This is a genomic window from Pseudomonas sp. MWU12-3088, assembly GCF_023242405.1.
In the GTDB taxonomy this organism is placed as follows: Bacteria; Pseudomonadota; Gammaproteobacteria; order Pseudomonadales; family Pseudomonadaceae; genus Aquipseudomonas; species Aquipseudomonas kribbensis.
In genome coordinates, this window is the sequence record NZ_JALJEA010000002.1 from 93,911 (window position 1) to 117,499 (window position 23,589).

At 61.7% G+C, this 23,589-nt stretch carries 22 protein-coding genes; 15 read left to right on the plus strand and 7 right to left on the minus strand.

Translation table 11 applies throughout. The features are described 5' to 3' along the window. Window positions 1–100: 100 nt before the first annotated feature. Window positions 101–1,075 (plus strand): serine/threonine protein kinase, encoded by a 975-nt coding sequence (locus M5B98_RS06180; protein ID WP_248742222.1) that lies wholly within the window; start codon window positions 101–103, stop codon window positions 1,073–1,075. 66 nt (window positions 1,076–1,141) lie between these two features. After that, window positions 1,142–2,029, plus strand: coding sequence for an EamA family transporter RarD (gene rarD, locus M5B98_RS06185; RefSeq protein WP_114885944.1), 888 nt, complete (start codon window positions 1,142–1,144; stop codon window positions 2,027–2,029). 223 nt (window positions 2,030–2,252) lie between these two features. Here rarD and M5B98_RS06190 read toward each other — a convergent pair whose 3' ends face one another. Further along, window positions 2,253–2,771, minus strand: a complete 519-nt coding sequence (locus M5B98_RS06190; protein ID WP_085731674.1) for a glycine cleavage system protein R — start codon at window positions 2,769–2,771, stop codon at window positions 2,253–2,255. A gap of 476 nt (window positions 2,772–3,247) precedes the next feature. On the opposite strand from M5B98_RS06190, the gene M5B98_RS06195 reads away from it, so the two are divergent. Continuing rightward, window positions 3,248–5,425 (plus strand): malate synthase G, encoded by a 2,178-nt coding sequence (locus M5B98_RS06195; RefSeq protein ID WP_248742223.1) that lies wholly within the window; start codon window positions 3,248–3,250, stop codon window positions 5,423–5,425. A 70-nt stretch (window positions 5,426–5,495) separates the two neighbouring features. Here the strand turns inward: M5B98_RS06195 and M5B98_RS06200 are convergent, their stop codons facing one another. Then, window positions 5,496–5,942 carry a response regulator gene (locus M5B98_RS06200; RefSeq protein WP_134828326.1) on the minus strand — a complete coding sequence of 149 codons (447 nt, stop codon included), beginning with the start codon at window positions 5,940–5,942 and terminating at the stop codon, window positions 5,496–5,498. Window positions 5,943–6,196: 254 nt separating this feature from the next. Here M5B98_RS06200 and M5B98_RS06205 point away from each other — a divergent pair, with 254 nt between their 5' ends. The 8 genes from M5B98_RS06205 to M5B98_RS06240 all read left to right on the plus strand — a co-directional run bounded on the left by M5B98_RS06205 (window position 6,197) and on the right by M5B98_RS06240 (window position 15,105). Then, complete coding sequence (locus M5B98_RS06205) at window positions 6,197–8,137, plus strand: putative nucleotidyltransferase substrate binding domain-containing protein (protein ID WP_248742224.1); 1,941 nt, start codon at window positions 6,197–6,199, stop codon at window positions 8,135–8,137. After that, complete coding sequence (locus M5B98_RS06210) at window positions 8,134–8,841, plus strand: PolC-type DNA polymerase III (protein ID WP_248742225.1); 708 nt, start codon at window positions 8,134–8,136, stop codon at window positions 8,839–8,841. Before M5B98_RS06205 ends, M5B98_RS06210 begins: the two co-directional genes overlap by 4 nt. Before the next feature lie 111 nt (window positions 8,842–8,952). Further along, window positions 8,953–9,471, plus strand: a complete 519-nt coding sequence (locus tag M5B98_RS06215; protein WP_085709177.1) for an RNA polymerase sigma factor — start codon at window positions 8,953–8,955, stop codon at window positions 9,469–9,471. Further along, the gene (locus tag M5B98_RS06220) at window positions 9,468–10,439 is read left to right on the plus strand and encodes a FecR family protein (RefSeq protein WP_248742226.1); all 972 of its coding nucleotides are present in this window, start codon (window positions 9,468–9,470) and stop codon (window positions 10,437–10,439) included. Before M5B98_RS06215 ends, M5B98_RS06220 begins: the two co-directional genes overlap by 4 nt. A gap of 162 nt (window positions 10,440–10,601) precedes the next feature. Then, entirely contained in the window at window positions 10,602–13,028 is a 2,427-nt protein-coding gene (locus M5B98_RS06225; RefSeq protein ID WP_248742227.1) for a TonB-dependent siderophore receptor, read from the plus strand. A 74-nt stretch (window positions 13,029–13,102) separates the two neighbouring features. Next, on the plus strand, window positions 13,103–14,233 hold the full coding sequence (locus M5B98_RS06230) for a PepSY-associated TM helix domain-containing protein (RefSeq protein WP_248742228.1): 1,131 nt from the start codon (window positions 13,103–13,105) through the stop codon (window positions 14,231–14,233). Next, window positions 14,230–14,409 (plus strand): hypothetical protein, encoded by a 180-nt coding sequence (locus M5B98_RS06235; protein WP_085709174.1) that lies wholly within the window; start codon window positions 14,230–14,232, stop codon window positions 14,407–14,409. The genes M5B98_RS06230 and M5B98_RS06235 overlap by 4 nt, the downstream gene beginning before the upstream one ends. A gap of 66 nt (window positions 14,410–14,475) precedes the next feature. Then, window positions 14,476–15,105 carry a glutathione S-transferase gene (locus M5B98_RS06240; RefSeq protein ID WP_085709173.1) on the plus strand — a complete coding sequence of 210 codons (630 nt, stop codon included), beginning with the start codon at window positions 14,476–14,478 and terminating at the stop codon, window positions 15,103–15,105. Between the two features lie 87 nt (window positions 15,106–15,192). On the opposite strand, the gene creD is transcribed toward M5B98_RS06240, so the two are convergent. Next, complete coding sequence (gene creD / locus M5B98_RS06245; RefSeq protein ID WP_248742229.1) at window positions 15,193–16,563, minus strand: cell envelope integrity protein CreD; 1,371 nt, start codon at window positions 16,561–16,563, stop codon at window positions 15,193–15,195. Window positions 16,564–16,627: 64 nt separating this feature from the next. On the opposite strand from creD, the gene M5B98_RS06250 reads away from it, so the two are divergent. After that, entirely contained in the window at window positions 16,628–17,740 is a 1,113-nt protein-coding gene (locus M5B98_RS06250) for an acyltransferase family protein (protein WP_248742230.1), read from the plus strand. A 23-nt stretch (window positions 17,741–17,763) separates the two neighbouring features. On the opposite strand, the gene creC is transcribed toward M5B98_RS06250, so the two are convergent. From creC to M5B98_RS06265, 3 genes are all read right to left on the minus strand, one after another. Continuing rightward, window positions 17,764–19,182 carry a two-component system sensor histidine kinase CreC gene (creC, locus tag M5B98_RS06255; RefSeq protein ID WP_248742231.1) on the minus strand — a complete coding sequence of 473 codons (1,419 nt, stop codon included), beginning with the start codon at window positions 19,180–19,182 and terminating at the stop codon, window positions 17,764–17,766. Continuing rightward, window positions 19,182–19,862 (minus strand): two-component system response regulator CreB, encoded by a 681-nt coding sequence (gene creB, locus M5B98_RS06260; RefSeq protein ID WP_248742232.1) that lies wholly within the window; start codon window positions 19,860–19,862, stop codon window positions 19,182–19,184. Before creB ends, creC begins: the two co-directional genes overlap by 1 nt. 73 nt (window positions 19,863–19,935) lie before the next feature. Continuing rightward, window positions 19,936–20,442, minus strand: coding sequence for an ATP-dependent zinc protease (locus M5B98_RS06265; protein ID WP_085709168.1), 507 nt, complete (start codon window positions 20,440–20,442; stop codon window positions 19,936–19,938). Window positions 20,443–20,615: 173 nt separating this feature from the next. Here M5B98_RS06265 and M5B98_RS06270 point away from each other — a divergent pair, with 173 nt between their 5' ends. Beyond that, a complete protein-coding gene (locus tag M5B98_RS06270) occupies window positions 20,616–21,503 on the plus strand; it encodes an acyltransferase (RefSeq protein WP_248742233.1) in 888 nt (295 codons plus the stop codon). 14 nt (window positions 21,504–21,517) lie between these two features. Here M5B98_RS06270 and M5B98_RS06275 read toward each other — a convergent pair whose 3' ends face one another. Further along, complete coding sequence (locus M5B98_RS06275) at window positions 21,518–22,069, minus strand: DUF2780 domain-containing protein (RefSeq protein WP_085709166.1); 552 nt, start codon at window positions 22,067–22,069, stop codon at window positions 21,518–21,520. Between the two features lie 149 nt (window positions 22,070–22,218). Here M5B98_RS06275 and M5B98_RS06280 point away from each other — a divergent pair, with 149 nt between their 5' ends. Continuing rightward, window positions 22,219–22,845, plus strand: a complete 627-nt coding sequence (locus tag M5B98_RS06280; protein WP_248742234.1) for a sigma-70 family RNA polymerase sigma factor — start codon at window positions 22,219–22,221, stop codon at window positions 22,843–22,845. Beyond that, window positions 22,842–23,516, plus strand: a complete 675-nt coding sequence (locus tag M5B98_RS06285) for an anti-sigma factor domain-containing protein (RefSeq protein WP_248742235.1) — start codon at window positions 22,842–22,844, stop codon at window positions 23,514–23,516. Before M5B98_RS06280 ends, M5B98_RS06285 begins: the two co-directional genes overlap by 4 nt. Window positions 23,517–23,589 lie beyond the last annotated feature (73 nt).

Below are 23,589 nucleotides of genomic sequence, written 5' to 3' on the forward strand. Positions count from 1 at the left end.
TCGTTCCCGTGCGCTGCACGGGAACGATCCCACTCAAGACAGCCCGTCTGCGCTACCATGCTGGGCCGGACGCGGCAGCCTGCCGCGCGCAGGAGTCAGCATGGCCCACCCGTTTGAAACCCTCACCCCAGACCTCGTGCTCGATGCCGTCGAAAGCATCGGTTTTCTGAGCGACGCGCGCATCCTGGCGCTCAACAGTTACGAAAACCGCGTCTATCAGGTCGGCATCGAAGACTCCGAACCGCTGATCGCCAAGTTCTATCGCCCGCAGCGCTGGACCAACGAAGCGATTCTCGAAGAACACCAGTTCACCTTCGAACTGGCCGACGTCGAGATCCCGGTGGTGGCGCCACTGGTCCACAACGGCCAGACCCTGCACGAACACGCCGGTTTCCGTTTCACCCTGTTTCCCCGTCGCGGTGGCCGGGCGCCGGAGCCGGGCAATCTCGATCAGTTGTATCGCCTCGGCCAGTTGCTCGGGCGCATGCACGCGGTCGGCGAAACCAAACCGTTCGAGCACCGCGAAGCGCTGGCCGTGCAGAACTTCGGCCATGCGTCGCTGACCACTTTGCTGGATGGCAACTTCATTCCGAAAAGCCTGCTGCCGGCCTACGAGTCCGTCGCCCGCGATCTGCTCAAGCGTGTGGAAGACGTCTACGCCGCCACGCCGCACCGGAACATCCGCATGCACGGCGACTGCCACCCCGGCAACATGATGTGCCGCGACGAGATGTTCCACATCGTCGACCTCGACGACTGCCGCATGGGCCCGGCGGTGCAGGACATCTGGATGATGCTCGCCGGCGATCGTCAGGATTGTCTCGGACAGCTGTCGGAATTGATGGACGGCTACAACGAATTCCACGATTTCGACCCACGGGAGCTGGCATTGATTGAACCGCTGCGTGCCCTGCGCCTGATGCACTACAGCGCCTGGCTGGCCCGACGCTGGGATGATCCGGCGTTTCCTCGCAGCTTTCCGTGGTTCGGCAGCGAGCGCTATTGGGGCGATCAGGTGCTGGCGTTGCGTGAGCAACTGGCAGCATTGAATGAAGAGCCGTTGAAGCTTTTCTGACACGACACGTCTATACAACTGCCCGTACAATCGCTGCTTTGTTAGCTGCCTAAGCAAGGATTCTGCATGCAAGCCGCCAACCCGCGTCGCGGGTACATTCTGGGCCTGAGTGCCTACATCATCTGGGGACTGTTCCCGCTCTACTTCAAAGCCATCGCCGAAGTACCGGCGGTGGAAATCATCATCCACCGGGTGCTGTGGTCGGCGCTGTTCGGCGGGCTGTTGTTGCTGGTCTGGAAGCATCCGGGCTGGTGGCAGGAGCTGCGCGACAATCCGAAACGCCTGGCGATTCTTGCGCTGAGCGGCACCTTGATCGCGGCCAACTGGCTGACTTACGTCTGGTCGGTGAACAACGGGCGGATGCTGGAAGCGAGCCTCGGTTACTACATCAACCCGCTGGTGAACGTGCTGCTGGGCATGCTGATCCTCGGCGAACGCCTGCGGCGCATGCAGTGGCTGGCGGTCGGTCTGGCGGCGGTTGGTGTGGCGCAGCAGGTGTGGCAGGTCGGCAGTCTGCCGTGGGTGTCGCTGGTGCTGGCACTGACCTTCGGTTTCTACGGGCTGATCCGCAAGCAGGCGCCGGTCAAGGCATTGCCGGGGCTGGTGGTGGAAACCTGGATGCTGGTGCCGATCGCTCTCGCGTGGCTGCTGTTCAATCCGACCGCCACCAGTGCACAGGCCGCGTTCTGGACTACCTCTGAAGCCTGGTGGCTGGTGGCGGCCGGTCCGGTGACGCTGGTGCCGCTGGTGTGCTTCAACGCCGCCGCCCGGCACCTGCCTTACACCACCCTCGGTTTCCTGCAATACCTGGCGCCGACCCTGGTGCTGCTGCAAGCCGTACTGCTGTTCGGCGAGCATTTGTCGTCCAGCACACTGATCGCCTTCATGTTTATCTGGGCCGGTCTGGCGGTATACAGCGTCGATGCGTGGATAAGTCTGCGTCGGCGCAGCTGATCAAAAAACGCACAAACCTCCACAGGCCACGGTTCTCGTGGCCTGTATCGTTCCTTCCCAAGGTTATCCACAGCGTGATCCCCGCCGTTTGTGCGCAAGTCACTGAATGCTGGCGGTTTTTTGATCAACCCACGCAAAGCCACGGCGGACGTGGCCTGGAAGGCAGTTTCTACAGGTTATCCACAGGCAGGTGCACGTTTAAACTGGATAACCCGATCCGTCCTCACAGGTCGGTGCGCAGCACCAATTCCACCATCAAGTCATCGGCCAGGGTTTCCAGGCGCGATTGCAGCACATCCAGTGAAAGAGTCAGGGGCACCGCCAGAATCGCCTCGGCATGAAACAGCGGCTCACTGCTCATCGGCGCCGGACGCACCTCGGTCACCAGCCGTTCGAGGTTCACGCCCTGCTCGCTCAGCAGCCGGGTGATGTCGCGCACGATGCCCGGACGATCATTACCCACCAGTTCCATGGCAATCGGCTTCCAGGTGCACGCCTGCTCGATGCCGCTTTCGGCCACCAGCACGCGAATCCCCTGAGTCGACAAAGCTTGTAGGGCATCGACTAATTCGTCGTAAGCCTCTGCCGGCACACCGACCCGCAGAATCCCGGCGAACTGCCCGGCCATTCGCGACATGCGGCTTTCCAGCCAGTTGCCGCCGTGTTCGGCGATGCATTGGGCGATGCGCTCGACCTGACCGGGCTTGTCCGGCGCGAAGACGGTGAGTACGAGGTGATCCATGGCGCAGCCCTCTTGTCATGACTTTTGTTATAGAAAAGCAAGTATAGGCAAGCCGGCCGGCACTGCCGTGATGGCGGCAAACGAGGGGCCATAGCAGACACATAGTATTTATGTGTACAACTTTTGATATTTAGCTGGAACAATCCATTGGTTTTTTGAGAACATCCCGTTCCGCGCCGTGACCGCAATGCGTCATGGGGTCGCAGAACGACGTAATTAGTCTGATTTTCACAACCGCAAGTCATCATGTAGTATGCCGCAGCGCGCACTACATAACGTTGGATCGATGTCTGCCCAAGGCACGTTCGCAACCCTGAAAGCCCCGTCAGCAAGGCCCCCAAGCCGTTGATTGGTCCCAGCCCAGCCGCCAGCGATGGCATGTACTGGTCGAGGGGTTTGTGGTTTAAATGGCCAGAGGCTTCATTGTTAAATTGAAGAGCTGAAAAGCGAAATAGCTGAGCAGAGTGAGGCAAGCAATGACTGAACACGTTCAAGTCGGTGGCCTGCAGGTCGCCAAAGTCCTGTTCGACTTCGTGAACAACGAAGCCATTCCCGGTACCGGCCTCACCGCCGACAAATTCTGGGAAGGTGCCGACAAGGTCATTCACGACCTGGCGCCGAAGAACAAAGCCCTACTCGCCAAACGCGATGACTTCCAGGCCCGTATCGATGGCTGGCACCAGACCCGTGCCGGTCAGCCGCACGACGCCGTGGCCTACAAAGCCTTCCTGCAAGAGATCGGTTATCTGCTGCCAGAAGCGGCTGATTTCCAGGCAACGACGCAAAACGTCGATGACGAAATCGCCCATACCGCCGGCCCGCAACTCGTGGTTCCGGTGATGAACGCCCGCTTCGCCCTCAACGCCTCGAACGCCCGCTGGGGTTCGCTGTACGACGCCCTGTATGGCACCGACGCCATCAGCGAAGCAGGCGGCGCGGAAAAAGGCAAAGGCTACAACAAGGTGCGTGGCGACAAAGTCATCGCCTTCGCCCGTGCATTCCTCGACGAAGCAGCGCCACTGGCGGCCGGCTCCCACGTCGACTCCACCGGTTACAAGATCGCTGACGGCAAACTGGTCGTCACCCTCAAGGGCGGCAGCAACAGCGGCCTGCGCAACGATGCACAGCTGATCGGTTTCCAGGGCGACGCCAATGCGCCGATCGCGATCCTGCTGAAGAACAACGGTCTGCATTTCGAAATCCAGATCGACGCCAGCACCCCGGTCGGCCAGACCGACGCCGCCGGCGTCAAAGACATCCTGATGGAAGCGGCACTGACCACCATCATGGACTGCGAAGACTCCGTGGCCGCCGTCGATGCCGACGACAAGGTTGTGATCTACCGCAACTGGCTGGGCCTGATGAAAGGCGACCTGGCGGAATCCGTGTCCAAGGGTGGCCAGACCTTCACCCGCACCATGAACCCGGATCGCACCTACACCAAGGTCGACGGCAGCGAACTGACCCTGCACGGCCGCTCGCTGCTGTTCGTGCGTAACGTCGGTCACCTGATGACCATCGACGCGATCCTCGACAAGCACGGCAACGAAGTGCCGGAAGGCATCCTCGACGGCCTGGTGACTTGCCTCGCGGCGATGCATAACTTGAGCGGCAACACTTCGCGCAAGAACACCCGCACCGGTTCGGTCTACATCGTTAAACCGAAGATGCACGGCCCGGAAGAAGCGGCGTTCACCAACGAGCTGTTCGGTCGCATCGAAGACGTGCTGGGCCTCAAGCGCAACACCCTGAAAGTCGGGATCATGGACGAGGAACGCCGCACCACGGTCAACCTCAAGGCCTGCATCCAGGCGGCCAGCGAGCGCGTGGTGTTCATCAACACCGGTTTCCTCGACCGCACCGGCGACGAAATCCACACCTCCATGGAAGCCGGCCCGATGGTGCGCAAGGCTGACATGAAGGCCGAGAAGTGGATCGGCGCTTACGAGAACTGGAACGTCGATATCGGTCTGAGCACCGGCCTGCAAGGTCGTGCGCAAATCGGTAAAGGCATGTGGGCGATGCCCGACCTGATGGCGGCGATGCTCGAACAGAAAATCGCTCATCCGCTGGCCGGTGCCAACACCGCCTGGGTTCCATCGCCGACGGCTGCCGCACTGCACGCGCTGCACTACCACAAGGTCGACGTGTTCGCCCGTCAGGCCGAGCTGGCCAAACGCGCCCGCGCTTCGGTCGATGACATCCTGACCATCCCGCTGGCGGTCAACCCGAACTGGACGCCGGAGCAGATCAAGAACGAACTGGACAACAACGCCCAGGGCATTCTCGGTTACGTGGTGCGCTGGATTGACCAGGGCGTGGGTTGCTCGAAAGTGCCGGACATCAACGACGTCGGCCTGATGGAAGACCGTGCGACGCTGCGTATCTCCAGCCAGCACATCGCCAACTGGCTGCGCCACGGCATCGTGACCGAAGCGCAAGTGATGGAAAGCCTCAAGCGCATGGCGCCGGTGGTGGACCGTCAGAACGCCAACGACCCGCTGTACCGTCCGCTGGCACCGAACTTCGACAGCAACATCGCCTTCCAGGCGGCGGTCGAACTGGTGATCGAAGGCACCAGGCAGCCGAACGGCTACACCGAGCCGGTCCTGCACCGTCGTCGTCGCGAGTTCAAGGCTGCCAACGGCCTGTAACCTGCGCGAATGCCGGACATGAAAAAGCCCTGATCTTTCGATCAGGGCTTTTTTGTTTGTGCCGGAACAACTAAGGCTCTATGCCGAGCTCATGTTTGACCAACCCCAGCAACTTCGCCGTATCAATCGGCTTGAGCAGAAAATCCACCACGCTCAAATGCATCGCCGCAATCGCATCCTTCACGTCCGCATCACCCGACACAATGATGATCGGCATCGCCGCCCGCGCCGACTCTCGCACCTGACGAATCAGGTCCAGCCCGTCGACATGGCCCATCCGCAGATCGGTGATCACCAGACCGATTGAAGGTTTTTCCTCGATCATCTTCAGCGCGGACTCGCCGCTGGCCGCGGTCATGCAACGAATGCCGTCCAGGGCCAGGATCTCCGACAGCAACTCGCGGGCGTCCTTGTCGTCATCAACGATCAGCACCCGCTGCGGCGGCAGGTCGGGTTCCAGCATGACGGCGCTGAGCGCTTCCCGCTCGGCGTCGCTCAAAATATCGTGGTCGGACATGGCGTTCTCTACGTTTTCAAAATCGATCCCCTGGCACAGTGGTCAGACATCGCTGGGCAGAGCTTCAATGTGCACTTCGTCGGATTTTTTTCCAAGGGGCGAACCCGAGAATTTCCGACTGTTTGTGTAGGGCATATCCGAAAACTACCCAACGGCATGCCAAACCTAGACTTACGTCCAATGGGCACCCTGCGCGCCGGGGTCGACCATGGCTGCAACGATCCAATAACAACAATTCGAAAAAGACTGCGGTAATGGTTATGAGTAAAGCGGACGCCTTCACCCAGGCAGGGAAAACCGCGGTGTTGCAGAACATTCAGGGCACATTGCAATTCCTCCAGCGCTTCCCCCCTTTCAATCAGATGGAACACGCCCACCTCGCCTATCTGGTGGAGCAATGCCAGCTGCGTTTCTACGGTCAGGGCGAAAGCATCATCAAACCCGCCGACGGGCCGGTCGAACACTTCTACATCGTCAAGCAGGGCCGGGTGGTCGGCGAGCGTCCGCACACGGCCAAGGGCGGCACCGAAACCACCTTTGAAATCACCACCGGCGAGTGTTTTCCCCTCGCCGCGCTGCTCGGCGAACGGGCGACCCGCACCGAACACCTGGCCGGCGAAGACACGTTCTGCCTGCAACTGAACAAACTGGCGTTCATCAAGCTGTTCGCCCTCTCCAACACCTTCCGCGACTTCGCCCTGCGCGGGGTCAGCAGCCTGCTTGATCAGGTCAACCAGCAGGTCCAGCAGAAAGCCGTGGAAACCCTCGGCACCCAATATTCGCTGAACACCCGCCTCGGCGAATTGGCCATGCGCCATCCGGTAACCTGCAGCCCGACCACACCGTTGCGCGAAGCGGTGAAGCTGATGCACGAGCAACAGGTCGGCAGCATCGTCGCGGTGGATGAACACAAGGCGCCGCTGGGAATTTTCACCCTGCGTGACCTGCGCCATGTGGTGGCTGAAGGTGTAGGCGATTTCAACGAACCCATCGAACGCCACATGACGCCCTCACCGTTTTATCTGTCGCCGGATCACAGTGCCTTCGACGCGGCAATCGCCATGACCGAGCGGCACATCGCCCACGTCTGCCTGGTCAAGGATCAGCGATTGTGCGGCGTGGTTTCCGAACGGGATCTGTTCTCGCTGCAGCGGGTCGATCTGGTGCACCTGGCGCGGACCATCCGCAGCGCCCAGCGGGTGGAGCAACTGGTGACCCTGCGCGGCGAGATCGGCCAATTGGTGGAGCGCATGCTCGCTCACGGCGCGTCTTCGACCCAGATCACCCACATCATCACCCTGCTCAACGATCACACCGTGTGCCGGGTGATCGAGCTGACCCTCGCCGAGAAAGGCGACCCCGGAGTGCCGTTCAGTTGGCTGTGTTTCGGCAGCGAAGGCCGGCGTGAGCAGACCCTGCACACCGATCAGGACAACGGCATTCTGTTCGAAGCCCGGGATGCGGCCCATGCGGCGGAGATTCGCGGCAAGTTGCTGCCCATCGCCCAGCACATCAATAACAGCCTGGCGCAATGCGGCTTCACCCTGTGCAAGGGCAACGTCATGGCCGGCAATCCGCAGCTGTGTTTGTCCCGCGCCGAATGGGCCCGGCGCTTTGCCGCGTTCATCCGTGAAGCAACGCCGGAGAACCTGCTGGGCTCCAGCATCTATTTCGACCTGCGGGTGGTATGGGGCGATGAACAGGGTTGCGAGCAATTGCGCCGGGGGATTCTCGATCAGGTCGGCGACAATCGACTGTTCCAGCGGATGATGGCCGAAAACGCCCTGCGCAACCGCCCTCCGGTGGGGCGTTTCCGTGAATTTGTGCTGACGAAAAAGAACGGCGAGAAAGCCACGCTGGATCTGAAGATCCAGGGCCTGACCCCGTTTGTCGATGGCGCACGCCTGCTGGCACTGGCCAACGGCATCGATGCGAACAACACCCTCGAACGTTTCCGCCAGTTGGTCGATAAAGAAGTCATCGAGCGACTGGATGGCGCCGCGTACGAAGAGGCCTATCACTTCATCCAGCAGACGCGCATGCAACAGCATCAACTGCAGACCCGGGAAAACCTGCCGTATTCGAACCGGGTCGATCCGGACAGCCTCAATCATCTGGACCGGCGCATCCTGCGTGAATCCCTGCGTCAGGCCCAGCGCCTGCAAAGCAGCCTGACCCTGCGGTATCAGCTATGAGCCTGTTCTCCTGGCTGCGTCCGGCCAGCCCCGTTCTGCCGGACGATCTGCGACAACGCCTGGCGCAACTGCCCGCGGTCCGCGAACTGAGCGAGTGCAGTCTGCGCGAACAGCGCTGGGTGGTACTGGATCTGGAGACCACCGGGCTCAACCTGAACAAGGACCGGGTGCTGTCGATTGGCGCGGTGGTGATCGAGGACGGCGCCATCGACTTCAGCCAGCAGTTCGAACGCACGCTGCAATGTCGTGAGCTCAAACTCAGCCCGAGCGTGTTGATCCATGGCTTGGGGCCGAATGCGATTGCCGCCGGCAGCGAGCCGGCCGAAGCATTGCTCGAGCTGCTGGAGTTTATTGGCGACAGTCCGGTGTTGGCGTTCCACGCGCCATTCGATCAACACATGCTGGGCCGGGCGGTGAAAGAACATTTGGGGCACAAGTTGCAGCAGGTGTTTTTGGATGTTGCCGACATTGCACCGCTGGTTTGCCCGCAGGCGCACATTCGCGAGGCGGGTCTGGATGAGTGGATCAACTGGTTCAGGCTCGAAGTGTTCGAGCGCCACCACGCCAGCGCCGACGCACTGGCCACGGCGGAACTGGCGTTGATTCTGTTCAGCCGGGCACGTCAGCAGCAGATTCACAGCCCATTGAATCTGCAGCAACGCCTGAGCCAGTGGAAGCGCCGCCAGCACACGCATTCGTTCTGAGCCCCGGGTTGTCGCCCGACAACCCGACCGGTGGCCAATTGCTAACCATTCCCACCTCTGCCACAATCGCGAACAATTCTCGTTGGTTAACATTTCCCAGTCGGTGCCTTCGTGTCGTCAGCCCAAAGCCCTCACAGTGAGCTCGTCGGTGCGTTGTATCGCGATCATCGCGGCTGGCTGCTGGCCTGGCTGCGGCGCAACGTGGCCTGCCCGCAACGCGCCGAAGACCTGAGCCAGGACACCTTCGTGCGCCTGCTCGGCCGCGAGGAACTGCTGACACCCCGCGAACCCCGGGCCTTTCTGGTGGCGATCGCCAAGGGTCTGCTGTTCGACTACTTCCGTCGCGCCGCGCTGGAGCAGGCCTATCTCGCCGAACTGATGCTGATTCCCGAAGGCGAACAGCCGTCGGTTGAAGAGCAGCAACTGATTCTCGAAGACCTCAAAGCCATCGACCGCCTGCTCGGCAAGCTGTCGACCAAGGCTCGCGCCGCTTTCCTCTATAACCGTCTCGATGGCCTGACCCATGCCGAGATCGCCGACAAACTCGGCGTGTCGGTGCCGCGCGTACGCCAGTATCTGGCCCAGGGTATCCGCCAGTGCTACATCGCCTTGTACGGTGAACCAACATGAATCCGGCCAGTTCCAGACCGGTGTCGGCCCATGTGCTGGATGCGGCGATTGCCTGGCAATTGACCCTCGATTCCAGCACGCCACTGGAGCGCGAAGAATTCGCCAAATGGCACGCGGCCAACGAAGAACACGCTCGCGCCTGGCGCCAGCTGGGCATGCTCGACCAGCGTTTCAGCGTGGCCAGCGGTCCGGCCCGCGCCGCGTTGCTGCAATCGCGCGAAGGCATTCGCCGCCGTGTGCGCAAGCTTGGCAGCGGGCTGGCCAGTGTTGTCGCGGTGGTCGGCCTGTCGCTGTTTGCCGCAGAACACTATCTGCCGCTGGATTACTGGCTCGCCGACCAGCGCACCGCCACTGGTGAGCAACGCACCGTGCGGCTGGCGGACGGCACCGTGGTCAATCTCAACACCCACAGTGCCATGGATGTGCGGTTCGATGACAAGCAGCGCCTGGTGGTGTTGCAGGAAGGCGAAATCCTCATCGAGACCGGTCATGGCGATGCGCGACCGTTCATCGTCGAAACTCGCGAAGGCCGCATGCGTGCGCTGGGCACGCGGTTTCTGGTCAAGCGCGAAGAACAGGGTACGCGCCTGAGCGTGCTGCAGTCTGCCGTCGCGGCGCATCCGCAATCCGATCCGCAGGAACAGATCCTGCGCGAAGGCCAGCAAGTGCTGATCCGCAATAACGGTCTGGATTCGGTGGTGGCGCTCAACCCCGGCGCCGATGCCTGGACCCGCGGCATGCTGGTGGTGGACAACGCGCGTCTGGAAGACCTGGTGCACGAACTCGGCCGCTATCGTCGCGGCCACCTGGGCATTGCGCCGGAAGTCGCCGACCTGCGCATCACCGGCAGCTTCCCGCTGCACGATACCGACAAAGCGTTGAGCGCCCTGCTCCCGACCCTGCCGGTGCAGATCGAGCAGCACACGCCGTGGTGGGTCACCGTGGCCAAGGCTGATCCGAAGCTCTGACACACCGCGTTACCTGCTCGCCCCCCATGAAAACGGACTTTCAGCTGACTTCAGCCGCCATGCCGTCCGTTAATCGAAATTATTTTCATCCAGCCCTATCACTTTTCGAATCTCGTCCGGCACACAGGCAATTGAGAAATATTTCCATTCAGGAGCCGCCGTATGTCCCGTTCGCTAGACACCTTGTTGCGCCCCAGTTTGCTGGCGGTCGCCATTGCCCTCTGCACCCCGCTGGCCAGCAGCCAGTTGATCGCCGCTGAACAGGCGTCGAGCGTTCGCGCCTACAACCTGCCGGCCGCGCCGCTGTCCACCACCCTGAATCAGATCGCCAGCCAGAGCGGCCTCACGCTGTCGCTGAATCCGTCGCTGGCAACGGGCAAAACCTCGGCGCCGGTCAACGGCCAATATGACGCGGCAGGTGCATTGAGCGCCGCCCTGCGTGGCACCGGCCTGCAACTGGAGCAGAGCAGCACCGGCACTTACACCCTGGTCGCCGTGCCGGAAGGCGTGATGGCCCTGCCAGAAACTTCGGTAATCGGTGTGGAAAACACTGAAAGTGCCTGGGGCCCGGTCGAAGGCTACACCGCCACCCGTACCGCCGCCGGCACCAAGACCGACACCGCGCTGGTCGAAGCACCGCGTTCGATCTCCGTCGCCACCCGCCAGCAGATGGACGACCGCAGCGTGCACAGCCTCGATGACGCCGTGCGCTACATGCCGGGCATCACCGCCAGCAGCTACGGCAGCGACACCCGCGCCGACTGGTTGCGCGTGCGTGGCTTCGAACCGACCCAGTTCCTTGACGGCCTGCCACTGCCAAAAGGCGTGTACGCCAACCCGAAACAGGAAACCTGGAACCTCGACCGCCTCGCCCTGCTGCGCGGTCCGGCATCGTCGGTTTACGGCCAAACCCCGCCGGGCGGCCTGCTGGACATGGTCAGCCGTCGCCCGAGCGATGTGCAGAGCAGTGAAATCCAGCTGCAATACGGCAGCGACAACCACCGCCAGATCAACTTCGCCAGCACCGGCAAGATCGACGACGCCGGCCAGTTCCTCTACGGCCTCAGCGGCGTAGTACGTGACAGTGGCACGCAGGTCGATCACGTCGACAACAAGCGCTACAACATCGCGCCGAGCCTGACCTGGAACATCGACGACGACACCAAATTCACCCTGCTGACCCAGTTCACCCGCGACGATACCGGCATCACCAGCCAGTTCCTGCCGGTGCAGGGCACCAAGATCGACATGCCGTTCGGCAAGGTTTCCCACCACAAAAACCTCGGCGATCCGGACTGGGAATACTACGACCGCACCTACTACGCGCTCGGTTACGCCTTCGAACATCGCCTGAACGATGTGTGGCAGTTCAAGCAGAATCTGCGTTACACCAAATCGGAGCTGTCGTTCCAGAGCCTGACCCCGGGTTCGTACCCGTACACTCAGGTGGACAGCGCCGGCAACGTCGGCCGCACCAGCACCAGTGTCAATGAAGACATCAGCCAGTTCGCCGTGGACAACAACTTCCAGGCCGACTTCGCCACCGGCGACATCCGCCACACCCTGTTGCTGGGTCTGGATCACCAGCGCAGCAACAACAACTACACCTCGATCTTCGGTGACGGCCTGACCACCAACGTGCTCAACCCGATCTACGGCCAGCCGATCGTGCGTCCGGCGCGCTCCACCGCCTTCTACGACTATGAGCAGAAGACCAACCAGACCGGCCTGTACGTGCAGGACCAGATGGCCCTCGACCAATGGCGCCTGACCCTCGGCGGTCGTGAAGACTGGGTGCACACCGGTACGAAGTTCATCAACAAGGCCGACGCGACCAACACCGACCGCGACAAGGCCTTCAGCGGCAACGCGGCTCTGAGCTACGTGTTCGACTCGGGTTTCGTGCCGTACATTTCCTACGCCGAATCCTTCCAGCCCACCAGTGGCGCCGACGCCTCCTCCACGGAATCGCTCAAGCCGACCGAAGGCAAGCAGTGGGAGCTGGGCATCAAGTACCAGCCGCCGGGCAGCAAGACCCTGCTGTCCGCCGCCGTGTATGACCTGACCCAGAAAAACGTTTCGGTAAGCTCTTTCGTCAACGGCGTATCGATCACCAGCCAGACCGGTGAAGTGAAAGTCAAAGGCCTGGAGCTGGAAGCCACGTCCGACGTCACCGAAAACCTGAAGGTCATCGCGGCCTACACCCTGGCCAAGTCCGAAGTGCAGAACGGCGTCGACAAGGGCAACCGCCTGCAACTGATGCCGAACCAGCAAGCCTCGCTGTGGACCGACTACACCTGGCACAGCGGCGTGCTCGACGGCTTCGGCATCGCCGGCGGTGTGCGCTACACCGGCAACACCTACGGCGACAAGGCCAACACCTGGCTGGGCAAGGCCGACGCCTACACCGTGTTCGATGCCAGCGTGCATTACGATCTCGGTCGCCTGGACAACAGCTTGAAGGGCGCATCGCTGGCCCTCAACGCCACCAACCTGTTCGACAAGGACTACATTTCCACCTGCGACAGCTTCTACTGCTACTACGGCGACCAGCGCAGCGTCGTCGCCAGCGCCACCTACAAGTGGTAATTGCTTGAGCTGAAACAGGCCCTGCAACCAGGCCGTCCCTCGTGGACGGCTTTGGTGTTTTTGAAGGTCATGAAATGAAAAGTAAAACAATCCGTCGCTGGTCGTTCGTCCACACCTGGACCAGCCTGATCTGCACCGTGTTTTTGCTGCTGCTGGCACTGACCGGCCTGCCGCTGATTTTCCATCACGAGATCGAGCACCTGCTCGGTGACGCTCCGGTGGTGCGCGAGATGCCGGCCGACACGCCGCACCTGAATCTGGCGCAACTGGTGCAAGCCGCCGAGGCCCATCGCCCCGGTGAAGTCGTGCAGTACTTCGGTTTCGAAGACGACGAGCCGAACACCGTGCTGACGATCATGGCAAAGACCGCCGGCACCGAGCCGAACTCCTCGCACACCTTCATGCTCGACGCGCGCACCGGCGAAGCCCTGGAAACCCCGTCGGCCAATGGCGGCCTGATGCTGTTCATCCTGCGTCTGCACGTCGACATGTTTGCCGGTCTGCCGGGCAAGCTGCTGCTGGCGTTCATGGGCGTGCTGTTTGTGGTGGCGATCGTGTCCGGGACGGTGTTGTACCTGCCGTTCATGCGCCGTCTCGAATTCGGCACCGTGCGCCGGGACAAATCCACCCGTCTGCGCTGGCTCGACCTGCACAACCTGATCGGCGTGGTGACCCTGACCTGGGCGCTGGTGGTGGGAGTCACCGGAGTGATCAGCGCCTGTGCCGATCTGATCATCGCGGCCTGGCGCAACGATTCGCTCAACGCCATGATCGCGCCCTACCGCGATGCCCCGCCGCTGACTCATCTCGCCCCGGCCACCCGCCTGCTGGATATCGCCGGCGAAGTCGCACCGGGGATGAAACCGGACTTCATCGCCTTCCCCGGCACGCGGTTTTCCAGCGAGCACCATTACTCGGTGTTCATGAAGGGCGGCACCCATCTGACCTCGCACCTGCTGACGCCGGTGCTGATCGACGCCAGCACCCTGCAAGTCACGGCGGTCGCTGAACGGCCGTGGTACATGGACGCCATGGGCATGTCGCAGCCGCTGCACTTTGGCGACTACGGCGGCATGCCGATGAAAATCCTCTGGGCCACCCTCGATGTGCTGACCATCATCGTCCTCGGCAGCGGCGTGTACCTTTGGGTGGTACGGCGCAAGGCAGCGAAGCCAGTTCTGGAAACGGCGGAGGCTTCGACATGAAACCGCGTCAGTCGAACTTCTGGAAAGTCTTCAGTACGCCGCTGGTGATCGCGTTGCTCAGTGCGGCGGGGCTGTTCGCCGCGCTGCTGGGCGACGGGATCTGGGACGGCTTGAGCTGGATCGGTCTGGGTGTGCCAGCCGCCCTCGCCTTGCGCGGTCTGTTGCAACGGCGTTGATTGGCTTGAGCCTGACGAGCAACGCGCTATGCTGCCCGTTCATTGCCCTTGACCGAGACCCTGCCGATGTCCGCTCCCAGCATGACCCTGTTCCACAACACCCTGTCCCCGTTCGTGCGCAAAGTCATGGTGCTATTGCACGAGACCGGCCAGCAGGATCGCGTCGCCCTGCAGGATTGCGTCCTGACACCGGTCAGCCCCAACGCTGCGCTGAACGAAGACAACCCGCTGGGCAAGATCCCGGCCCTGCGCCTGGCCGACGGCAATGTCATCCATGACAGCCGGGTGATCCTCGATTACCTCGACCACCAGCATGTCGGCAATCCACTGATCCCTCGCGACGGCTCGGCCCGCTGGCGGCGCCTGACCCTGGCCTCGATGGCCGACGGGATCATGGACGCCTCGGTGATGGTGCGTTACGAGCAAGTGCTGCGCGCCCCGGAGAAGCACTGGGACGAATGGCTCGAGGCCCAGCGCGACAAGATCCGCCGCACTCTGGCGTTGCTGGAGCACGACGCCATTGCCGAACTGACCAGCCATTTCGATGTTGCCGCGATCAGCGTGGCCTGCGCATTGGGTTATCTGGATCTGCGCTTCCCGGATCTGGGCTGGCGTGAAGCCAACCCGCAACTGGCCAACTGGTTCTTTGAAGTGAGCCAGCGCCCGTCGATGATTGCGACCATGCCAAAGGTTTGAAGCTCGGGGCGGGAGGCAACGACGCAAAGATCAGCGTCATCAACACCTCCGCCTCCCGCTGTTCCTCACGCAACCCCACGAACCGGCTCATTGCACCGCTCCGAGATCAAACTCCAGGGGCTTGGCCGGTTTCTGCCCGACGCCATACCAGTCCAGGTTACGGGTCAGCACCATGAACACACCCAGCAGCCCGAACAGCAACAGCGAACCCATCAGCAGCGCGTAATCCTCGGCGCTCAGCAAGCCGTAGAGCAGGCCATACAACGCCGCCAGCCCCGCCGAAAAACTCAAGCCGTGACGCACACTGCGCAACACATGGCAGACATAGAAGCCAATCAGCAACACACAACCACTGGCCGACAGTAGATACGCCAGGGCAAACCCGATGTGTTCCGACAGCGACAGCAACAACAGGTAGAAGAACGCCAGCGCCACCCCCACCAGCGCGTATTGCACCGGGTGCACCGCCAGGCTTTTCAGCACTTCGAACAGGAAGAAACCGGCGAACGTCAGGACTATGAACAGCAGCGCATATTTGATCGCCCGGTCACTCTTCAGGTACTGATCCACCGGATCGATGAAACTCACCCCGAAACTGCGCCCGTTGAACGCCTCGCAATCGTTGCCCGAAGCGCAGCGGCTCATGGCCTCTTGCAGGTTGGTGGAGAAAAACGAGGTCTGCCAATCGGCGGTGAAGCCCTGATCGGTGACTTCACGCTTGGCCGGCAGGAAGTTGCCGATGAAGCTCGGGTGCGGCCAGTTGGCGGCCAGGTTCACGCGACTGGTCTTGCCCACCGGCAGCACCTGCAACGAGCCGGTGCCCTGCAAGCGCAGGTCGAAACCGAAGGCCAGTTCCGTGGCCTGAGTTGTATCGAGTGCCGGCAACGTCGCCCGAACACCTTCACCGAGCCATCCCACTTGCGTGCCGGGCACGAAGTCCAGGCGTTGCGAGCCGAGCTCCAGTTTCAGGGCATTTTCGATCCCGCGAATGTCGCTGATACCGATCGCCAGAAACGGTGCTTCGAAGTGGTAATCGGTGAAGTCCTCGGTGATGCCCAACTGCGCCGGCAGCGAGAAATGCCCACTGATGCGGTTTTCTGCATGGAACAGCCGCGCCTCGTAGATGCCCCGGGAACGCAGCTCGGTCTGCACCTGGCCGTCGAGTTCGAAGCGCTCCGGCAGGAAGTACAGGCGACCGCGTTCTTCGCTGAGCTCCAGATATTGCTCGCCGTTTTTTTCCCGGGTCTTCCAGGTGCGTATCACTTTGCGGTACGGCACCACCATCACCGGGCCGCTGATCTGCTGGCTGTAGCTTGAACTGCGGGCGATGTCTTCAAGCACACCATCGCGTCGTTGCTGGCGATCGTCGATGATGCCGTCGATCATCAGCAGCGGAATCAGCAACAGCAGGATCAGCAGGGCAATCGCCCCCAGTTTGAATGTCAGATTTCGGTTCATCAGAACGCTCCCTTATTGGAATGGAGCGAGTCTGCAAACGCTGTGTGGGTTTGTGATGGAGGATATGTGGGTTTTGTGTGGAAATACCTGTAAAAACGCTTTTCCCGTCACCGAGTGCAGGACCATTCCGAACCGAACAGGCCGGATTCGAACAAGGATTATTCAGTTGAGAAACAACTCATTCGACTTGATCAGGCATTTTGCCGCGCTGATGGTGCTGGTCAGTCACCACTTCGCACTTGCGGGCCAGGAAGAGCCAGGCATCACCGGCTACAACTCATTGGGCGGCATCGCCGTCATCGCCTTCTTCTCGATCTCCGGCCTGCTGATCACCCACAGTTTCCTCAATACCAGCAGCGTCACCGACTACTTGGCCAAACGTGTCGCGAGGATTTTCCCGGCACTGATCGCCTGCGCCTTCATCATGACGTTTGTGGCAGGGGGGATATTTGCGCAGGGTTACATCACAGGCCCTTCGGCGCTGTTCGACTTCCTGCGCATATCCTTGTTCGGCCGCGCGGCAATCGATGAAATCACCAATGGCTTTATCTTCAGCGAGTCGTTCAATGGCAGCCTGTGGACGCTGAAGATCGAATTCGCCTTTTATTTGCTGGTGGCTGCCACACTGAGTCTGTACCGCCATGCTGCGACAGCCGGTGCAATGCTTGTCGCGTTCTGCATTGCGACCTATGTGCTGGGCAATGCTCCCGCTACGGCGCTGACGCAGAAACTGGCCGTTTACGGCGGTGCCGGTATCGCCTTTTTTGCCGGATCGCTCCTGGCTTTCTACAAGCAATACCTGGGCGCCAGACATCGATTGGCAATGACCCTAGTGGCCTGTCTCGGCCTGATTCCGTTTGCAACGGGAACGCCGGTTGCCGGCGTCGTCATCACGCTGTGCATTTGCCTGGCGACTCTGAGCCTGGGCCTGCTGTATGTCGATCACACCATCCGGGGCCGGTTCGATCTGTCATACGGGATCTACCTGTATGCGTTTCCCGTACAGCAGTTGGTGATCAACAAGACGTCGCTGGCATTCGTGCCGTCCATGATCGCGTCGGCGCTGATCGTGATCGTGCTGGCCGCTGCCTCCTGGATCTGGATTGAACGACCGGCACTGCAATGGGTGCATCGCCGCGGCAAGGCTCGAGTCAGCGATACAGTGATCCCGTCCTGAGTCAGGAATCGACGCTGAGGCGATCACGGCAGGTGCAATTGCACCTGCACGCCACCTTCAAGGTTGTCGATGCGCAGAGAACCACCGTGCAATTTGACTACTTCTTCGACGAAGTTAAGCCCAAGCCCGGTGCTTTTACGACCACTGTCCGGGCGCGGCAATGAATAAAACCGCTCGGTCAGACGCGCCAGCGCGTAATCGGGAATCGGCGCCGCTTCGTTGAACAGCCGAAACTCGATCTGCTCGCCAACCCGCTCGGCTTCAAATCGCAGCAGCCCCCGTGGCGGCGTGAAATCCAGGGCGTTCTCCAGCAGATTGCCCAAGGCCTGACGCAGCAGGAACGGCTCGCCGATCAACGACAGGTCCGCCGCGATGGTGCACTCGATTCGCAGCTGTTTACCTTCAATGCGTGCTGCCTGAGCCTGCAACACTTCATCGACCAGCGCCGCAAGCGGCACGGCGACGCGCTCCTCAAGCGCCTGACGCTGCTCCACCTGGGCCAGATCGAGCAGTCGTTCGATCAACTGCTGCATACGCGCACTTTCGCTGTCGATGTTGCCGACGAAACGCTGGCGTTGCGCCAATGGCATTTCGCTCTGCAACAGCTCGGCGGCACCGCGAATCGCCGCCAGCGGGCTCTTCAATTCATGGGTCAAGGTGTGGACGTAACGTTCGACGTAGGCCTTGCCTTCAAGCTGGGTGCGCATCTGTTCCACGGCGCTCGCCAGTTGTTCCAGCTCGCCGCCACGGTAATGCGGCACTTCCACCCGGCGCCCTTCGCTCACCGCCTCGGCATAACGGGTCAACCGGTGCAGTGCGCGGCTCAACCACCACGACAGTAACGCACCGAAAAGAAGGCCCAGCGCAATCAGCCCGGCGCCATAAGCCAGCAAGCGGCGCTCGGTGCGGTCGACATAGGGTTGCAGCGAGCTGTTGGGTTTGGCCACGGTGACTACGCCGATGATCTGGCCATCGTCGCGGATCGGCGCACCGACGTGCATGACCGAAGAATTCGGATCATTCGGGTCGCTGCGGCTGGAGCGCGCGCCGTATTCGCCGCGCAGGGTCAGGTAGACGTCGTTCCAGCGCGAGTAGTCCTGGCCGACCGCGAGGCCACTGGAATCCAGCACCACGATGCCCTTGGCATCGGTGACGTAGATGCGGTGGTTGACCTGGTTTTTCGGCAGTCCCCAGATCGTCGCTTTCGGCTGGCGTTCGCCGTAGGCCCGGAGCAGTTCCGGCCAACGATTCTCGCTGAGGGTGCCGGCCTTGAAATCATCCTTGAGGATTTCCGCCATCAGGTTGGCGGTATCGACCAGGGTTTCCTCGGTGGACTGCCGCACGCCGGGGCGGATTTCTTCCATCACGGTGTTGAGCACGAAATAACCGGTGAGGCCGATAAACAGCACGTACACCAGGAAAATCCGCAGCCCCAGTGACATCAACTGTGCCCCGGGCTGTAGCTGTAGCCGAGGCCGCGATGGGTCTGGATCGGCTCGGCCTCGGCGCGAATCAGGCGCAACTTGGCGCGCACACTCTTGATGTGGCTGTCGATGCTGCGCTCGTAGCCGGCGTCGGCTGCCACACCCAGCGCATCGAGCAGTTGCTCGCGGCTGAACACCCGTTCGGGTTGCTCAAGCAGACATTGCAGCAAACGGAATTCGTGACGGGTCAGGCTCAACGCCTGGCCGCGATAGCTGATCTGCACGCGTTCGGGGTCGACGCGAAACACCCCCGACCAGGCTTCGGCCGGCGGACGCGGCGCCATGCGCTTGAGAATCGCCCGGACCCGCGCTGCGACTTCCCGTGGGCTGAAGGGCTTGACCACGTAGTCGTCGGCACCGATTTCCAGGCCTACCACGCGATCGATCTCGGCATCCCGGGCGCTGAGGAACAGCACCGGCACTTCGCTGAACCGGCGCAGTTGCTTGCAGGTTTCAAAGCCGCTGATGTCCGGCAGGCCGATGTCGAGGATGATCAGGTCGGCCGGTGTCTGGCGCTGATGCTCCAGCGCTTGCGCGCCGAGGCTCAGCCAGGTCGTGGTGAAGCCCTCGCCCTGCAAGGCAAAAATCAGCGTGTCGGCAATCGCCGCTTCGTCTTCGACAATCAGGATATGAGGCATGGCGTCCGAGCCTGTGGAATGAGTGCGCGAACGGTGCCCCAAGCCTGACGTTACGTCAATGAGACCACTTGCATCAGCAATCCGGTTTGTCCGCAGTAAAGCGACGCGCCGGGTTTACCGCTGCGCCGAACTCACGCAAGGCCTTGGCACCGATCAGCAACGGGTAGTTGAAGTGGCTGCGGTCGGTCAGGTTGACCTCGACGGTACGCTTGACGTTGCCCAGGCACAGTTCCAGATCGACCACCGGACGCTTGGCGACTTCCGTGGTGTCGCGATCCTCGTCGTCCTCGTCGGAGCGGCTCTTGATCTTGCTGATCCGCGCAATCTTGTGTTCGAACACCTTGTTGCTGGCGTCCTTGGTCGCGAGGCGGAAACGAACCCAGTCTTCACCGTCGCGGGTGAAGGTCTCGATGTCCTTGGCCGACAGCGAGGCGGTCAGCGCGCCGGTGTCCATTTTTGCCTTGAGCACTTGCCCGCCGATTTCCGGCAGCGCGATGTATTCGTAGCGCCCGTACAGGGTCGGCTCGGCGGCCAGCACCGGCAGGGCAACGAGGGAAAGCAATGCAAGGAGGGATTTCACGTAATGGGCTTCCTTGGGAAATGGGGGCGTCTGACGCGAGATTTTAGACCGCTGTTCGCTTGATCGTTCCCGCAAGGCTAACGCGCCAAAGGTGAAACATTCGTAACCCATGATTTGGCCTGTCGCCCGAAGCCACTTATCATGGCGCGCCCATCCGCTTTCAAGAGTTGCTTATGCGCCGCCTGCTCACCGGCTGTCTCGTCACCCTGCTGCTGTTGCTCAACACCCTGGTGCTGTTCGGCCCGCTGATGGTGTTCGCCCTGCTCAAGCTGATCCTGCCGGGACGCTTTCGCGATTACGCCTCGTGGGCGGTGATGTGGATCGCCGAGACCTGGGCGGAGATCGACAAACTGATCTTCCGCCTGTGCATCCCCACCCAGTGGGACATCCGGGGCGGCGATGATCTACGTGGCGACACGTCGTATCTGGTGATCAGCAACCATCAGTCGTGGGTCGACATCCCGGCGCTGATCCAGACCCTCAACCGGCGCACGCCGTTCTTCAAGTTCTTCCTCAAGAAAGAACTGATCTGGGTACCGTTCCTCGGCCTCGCCTGGTGGGCGCTGGATTACCCGTTCATGAAGCGCTACACCAAGGCGTTCCTGGCGAAGCACCCGGAACTGGCGGGCAAGGATCTGGAAATCACCAAAGCCGCCTGCGAGCTGTTCAAGCGTCAGCCAGTGACGGTGGTGAATTATCTGGAAGGCACCCGCTACACCGCGGCCAAGAGCACGCAGCAACAGTCACCGTTCAGCCATCTGCTCAAGCCCAAGGCCGGCGGCGTGGCGTTCGTACTGGCGGCGATGGGTGAACAGCTGGACGCTATTCTCGATGTGACCGTGGTTTATCCACAGGCGAAGATTCCGGGGTTCTGGGATCTGATCAGCGGCAACGTACCGCGGGTGATCATCGACATCCGTACTCGTGAACTCGACCCGGCGCTGTGGCAGGGCGACTACGAAAACGATCCGGTGTTTCGCGAGAAGGTCCAGAGCTGGGTCAACCAGCTCTGGACCGAGAAAGACCAGCGCATCGCCGAACTGCGCGGCGAACGCGGCTGATCAGCGGGGGTCGGTCAACCGCCGACGCCCCAGACACCGCCGAGGGTTTTCAGCAGCGAACCGCCAACGCCCTGGTCACCCAGGTACTTGAGGATCACCGGGGCGAACTGGCCGACCATACTGTCGTTCATGCCCAGCGCACCGAATGCGCTGTTCAGGTCACTGGTGCTCTTCACATTGCCCAGCGCGTTATCCAGCCCCGCCGACTTGCCGGAAGAACCGAGCACGCTGCTCAGCGCGCCCAACTGACCGGCACCGCCCGACAGCTTGTCGAGACCCGGCACGCTCTTGGCCAGTTCCGAATAGTCGCTGCCGCTGAGCTTGTTCTTCGCCAGGCCGAACATTGCACTGGTGCCACCGACGGCTTGTTGCGGTGTAACCCCGAGACCGGTGACCGCTTGCAGCAGACCGGCCGTTTCCGACGTCGGCGCGGCGGCGGTGGCTGCGTTGCCGCCCTGCATGCTTGAGGCTGCCTTGGTCACGTCATCCAGGCTGAAACCTGCGAAAACCGGGCTCGCCACAACCGTCATCAGCGAAGCCAGTGCGAAACCGCGTGAAATCTTCATCCAGACATCCTCTTTCGTCATGAAAAACCGCCCGTCACGGGTGGCAAAACTGTCGGTTTGACCGGCAATTCGCCAGCCTGTTCCGAGCGTAGCGCATCCATTTTGAGCCGGCCCGCGTATAGGAAATGTGAAACCCCGGAAATCGAACCATGAATGGCACGAGCGCTGTCGCTGAACTAGCCTGTGAACTACCCGAAGCCAGCGCCCGCCCTGTCTGGAGACTTGCCATCACTCTCGCCGACACCGATCAGCTCCGGCAATTGCTCGCCCAGTGTTCACTGGGCGACCGCCGTGCCTTCGAAACCCTGTACCGCAGCGTGGGCCCGCGCCTGCACGGTGTGGCCCTGCGGTTCATGGGACGCCCGGATCTGGCCGAAGAAGTGTTGCAGGAGAGCTTCGTGCGCATCTGGAACAACGCCTCGCGCTACGAATCGCACCTGTCGGCGCCGATGACCTGGATGATCAACATCACTCGCAATCAGGCCATCGACCAGTTGCGCAAACACCGGGACAGGCCTTTGACTGATTTCGAGCAGGAAGCCCTGGTGGATGAGAACCCCTCGGCTCATGACCTGTTGAACAGCGCCCGCGAAGCCACAGCCCTGAACCGCTGCCTGGAAACCCTTGAAGGCATGCAGCGCCGGTCGATCACCGTGGCGTATTTTCAGGGTTTGTCCTGCTCGGAACTGGCCGAGCATCTGGCGGCGCCGCTGGGCTCTGTCAAGTCGTGGATTCGCCGGGGCATGGAGCGCCTGCGCCGGTGCCTTGAATCATGAACTACCAGACCCCTGCCCTACGCCGCGCCCTCGCCGCCGACTACGCCATCGGCTTGATGGCCGCGCCGGCCCGTCGGCGTTTCGAGCAATTGCTGCTGGAAGACGCCGCCCTGCGTGCCGAACTGGCGCACTGGCAGGAAAGCCTCGCCAGCCTCACCGAAACGTTGCCTGAGGTTCCGGTGCCGGAGCGCGTGTGGCATGGCGTTACCGCGCGGATCGAACCGCAAGAACTGCATGTGCCCGAAAAACGTCCGTTCTGGAACTGGCTGCGGGTGACGGCGGCACTGGCCTCCATCGTGGTGCTGGTGTTCCTCGGCTCGCTGTACACCCGCGACGACGCCCGCTACCGCGCCACCCTGCTGAGCGCCGACGCGCAACCGGCGCTGAAGGTCGAGGCCCATGACAATTACCTGCAAGTCGAGCCGCTGACACTGGCGGCCGTCGATCCTCAGCGCAGTCTGGAACTGTGGGCGATTCCGGCCGATGGCAAGCCGATCTCCCTGGGCGTGATTCCGGCGGGCGGCAAAGGCAAGGTTGAACTGAGCGATGCGCAGAAGGCGCTGATCGGCAAGCCGATTGCGCTCGCGGTGAGTCTTGAGCCGAAGGGTGGGTCGCCGACCGGGCAGCCTACGGGGCCGGTTCTCTATCAAGGCGCGTTGGCGGCGCTTTGAATGAGATCGGGAGCGGACAACGACGCTCTCTCCCTCAAGAGTAATTGCCAACGCATCCTTTATTCCAAAACAG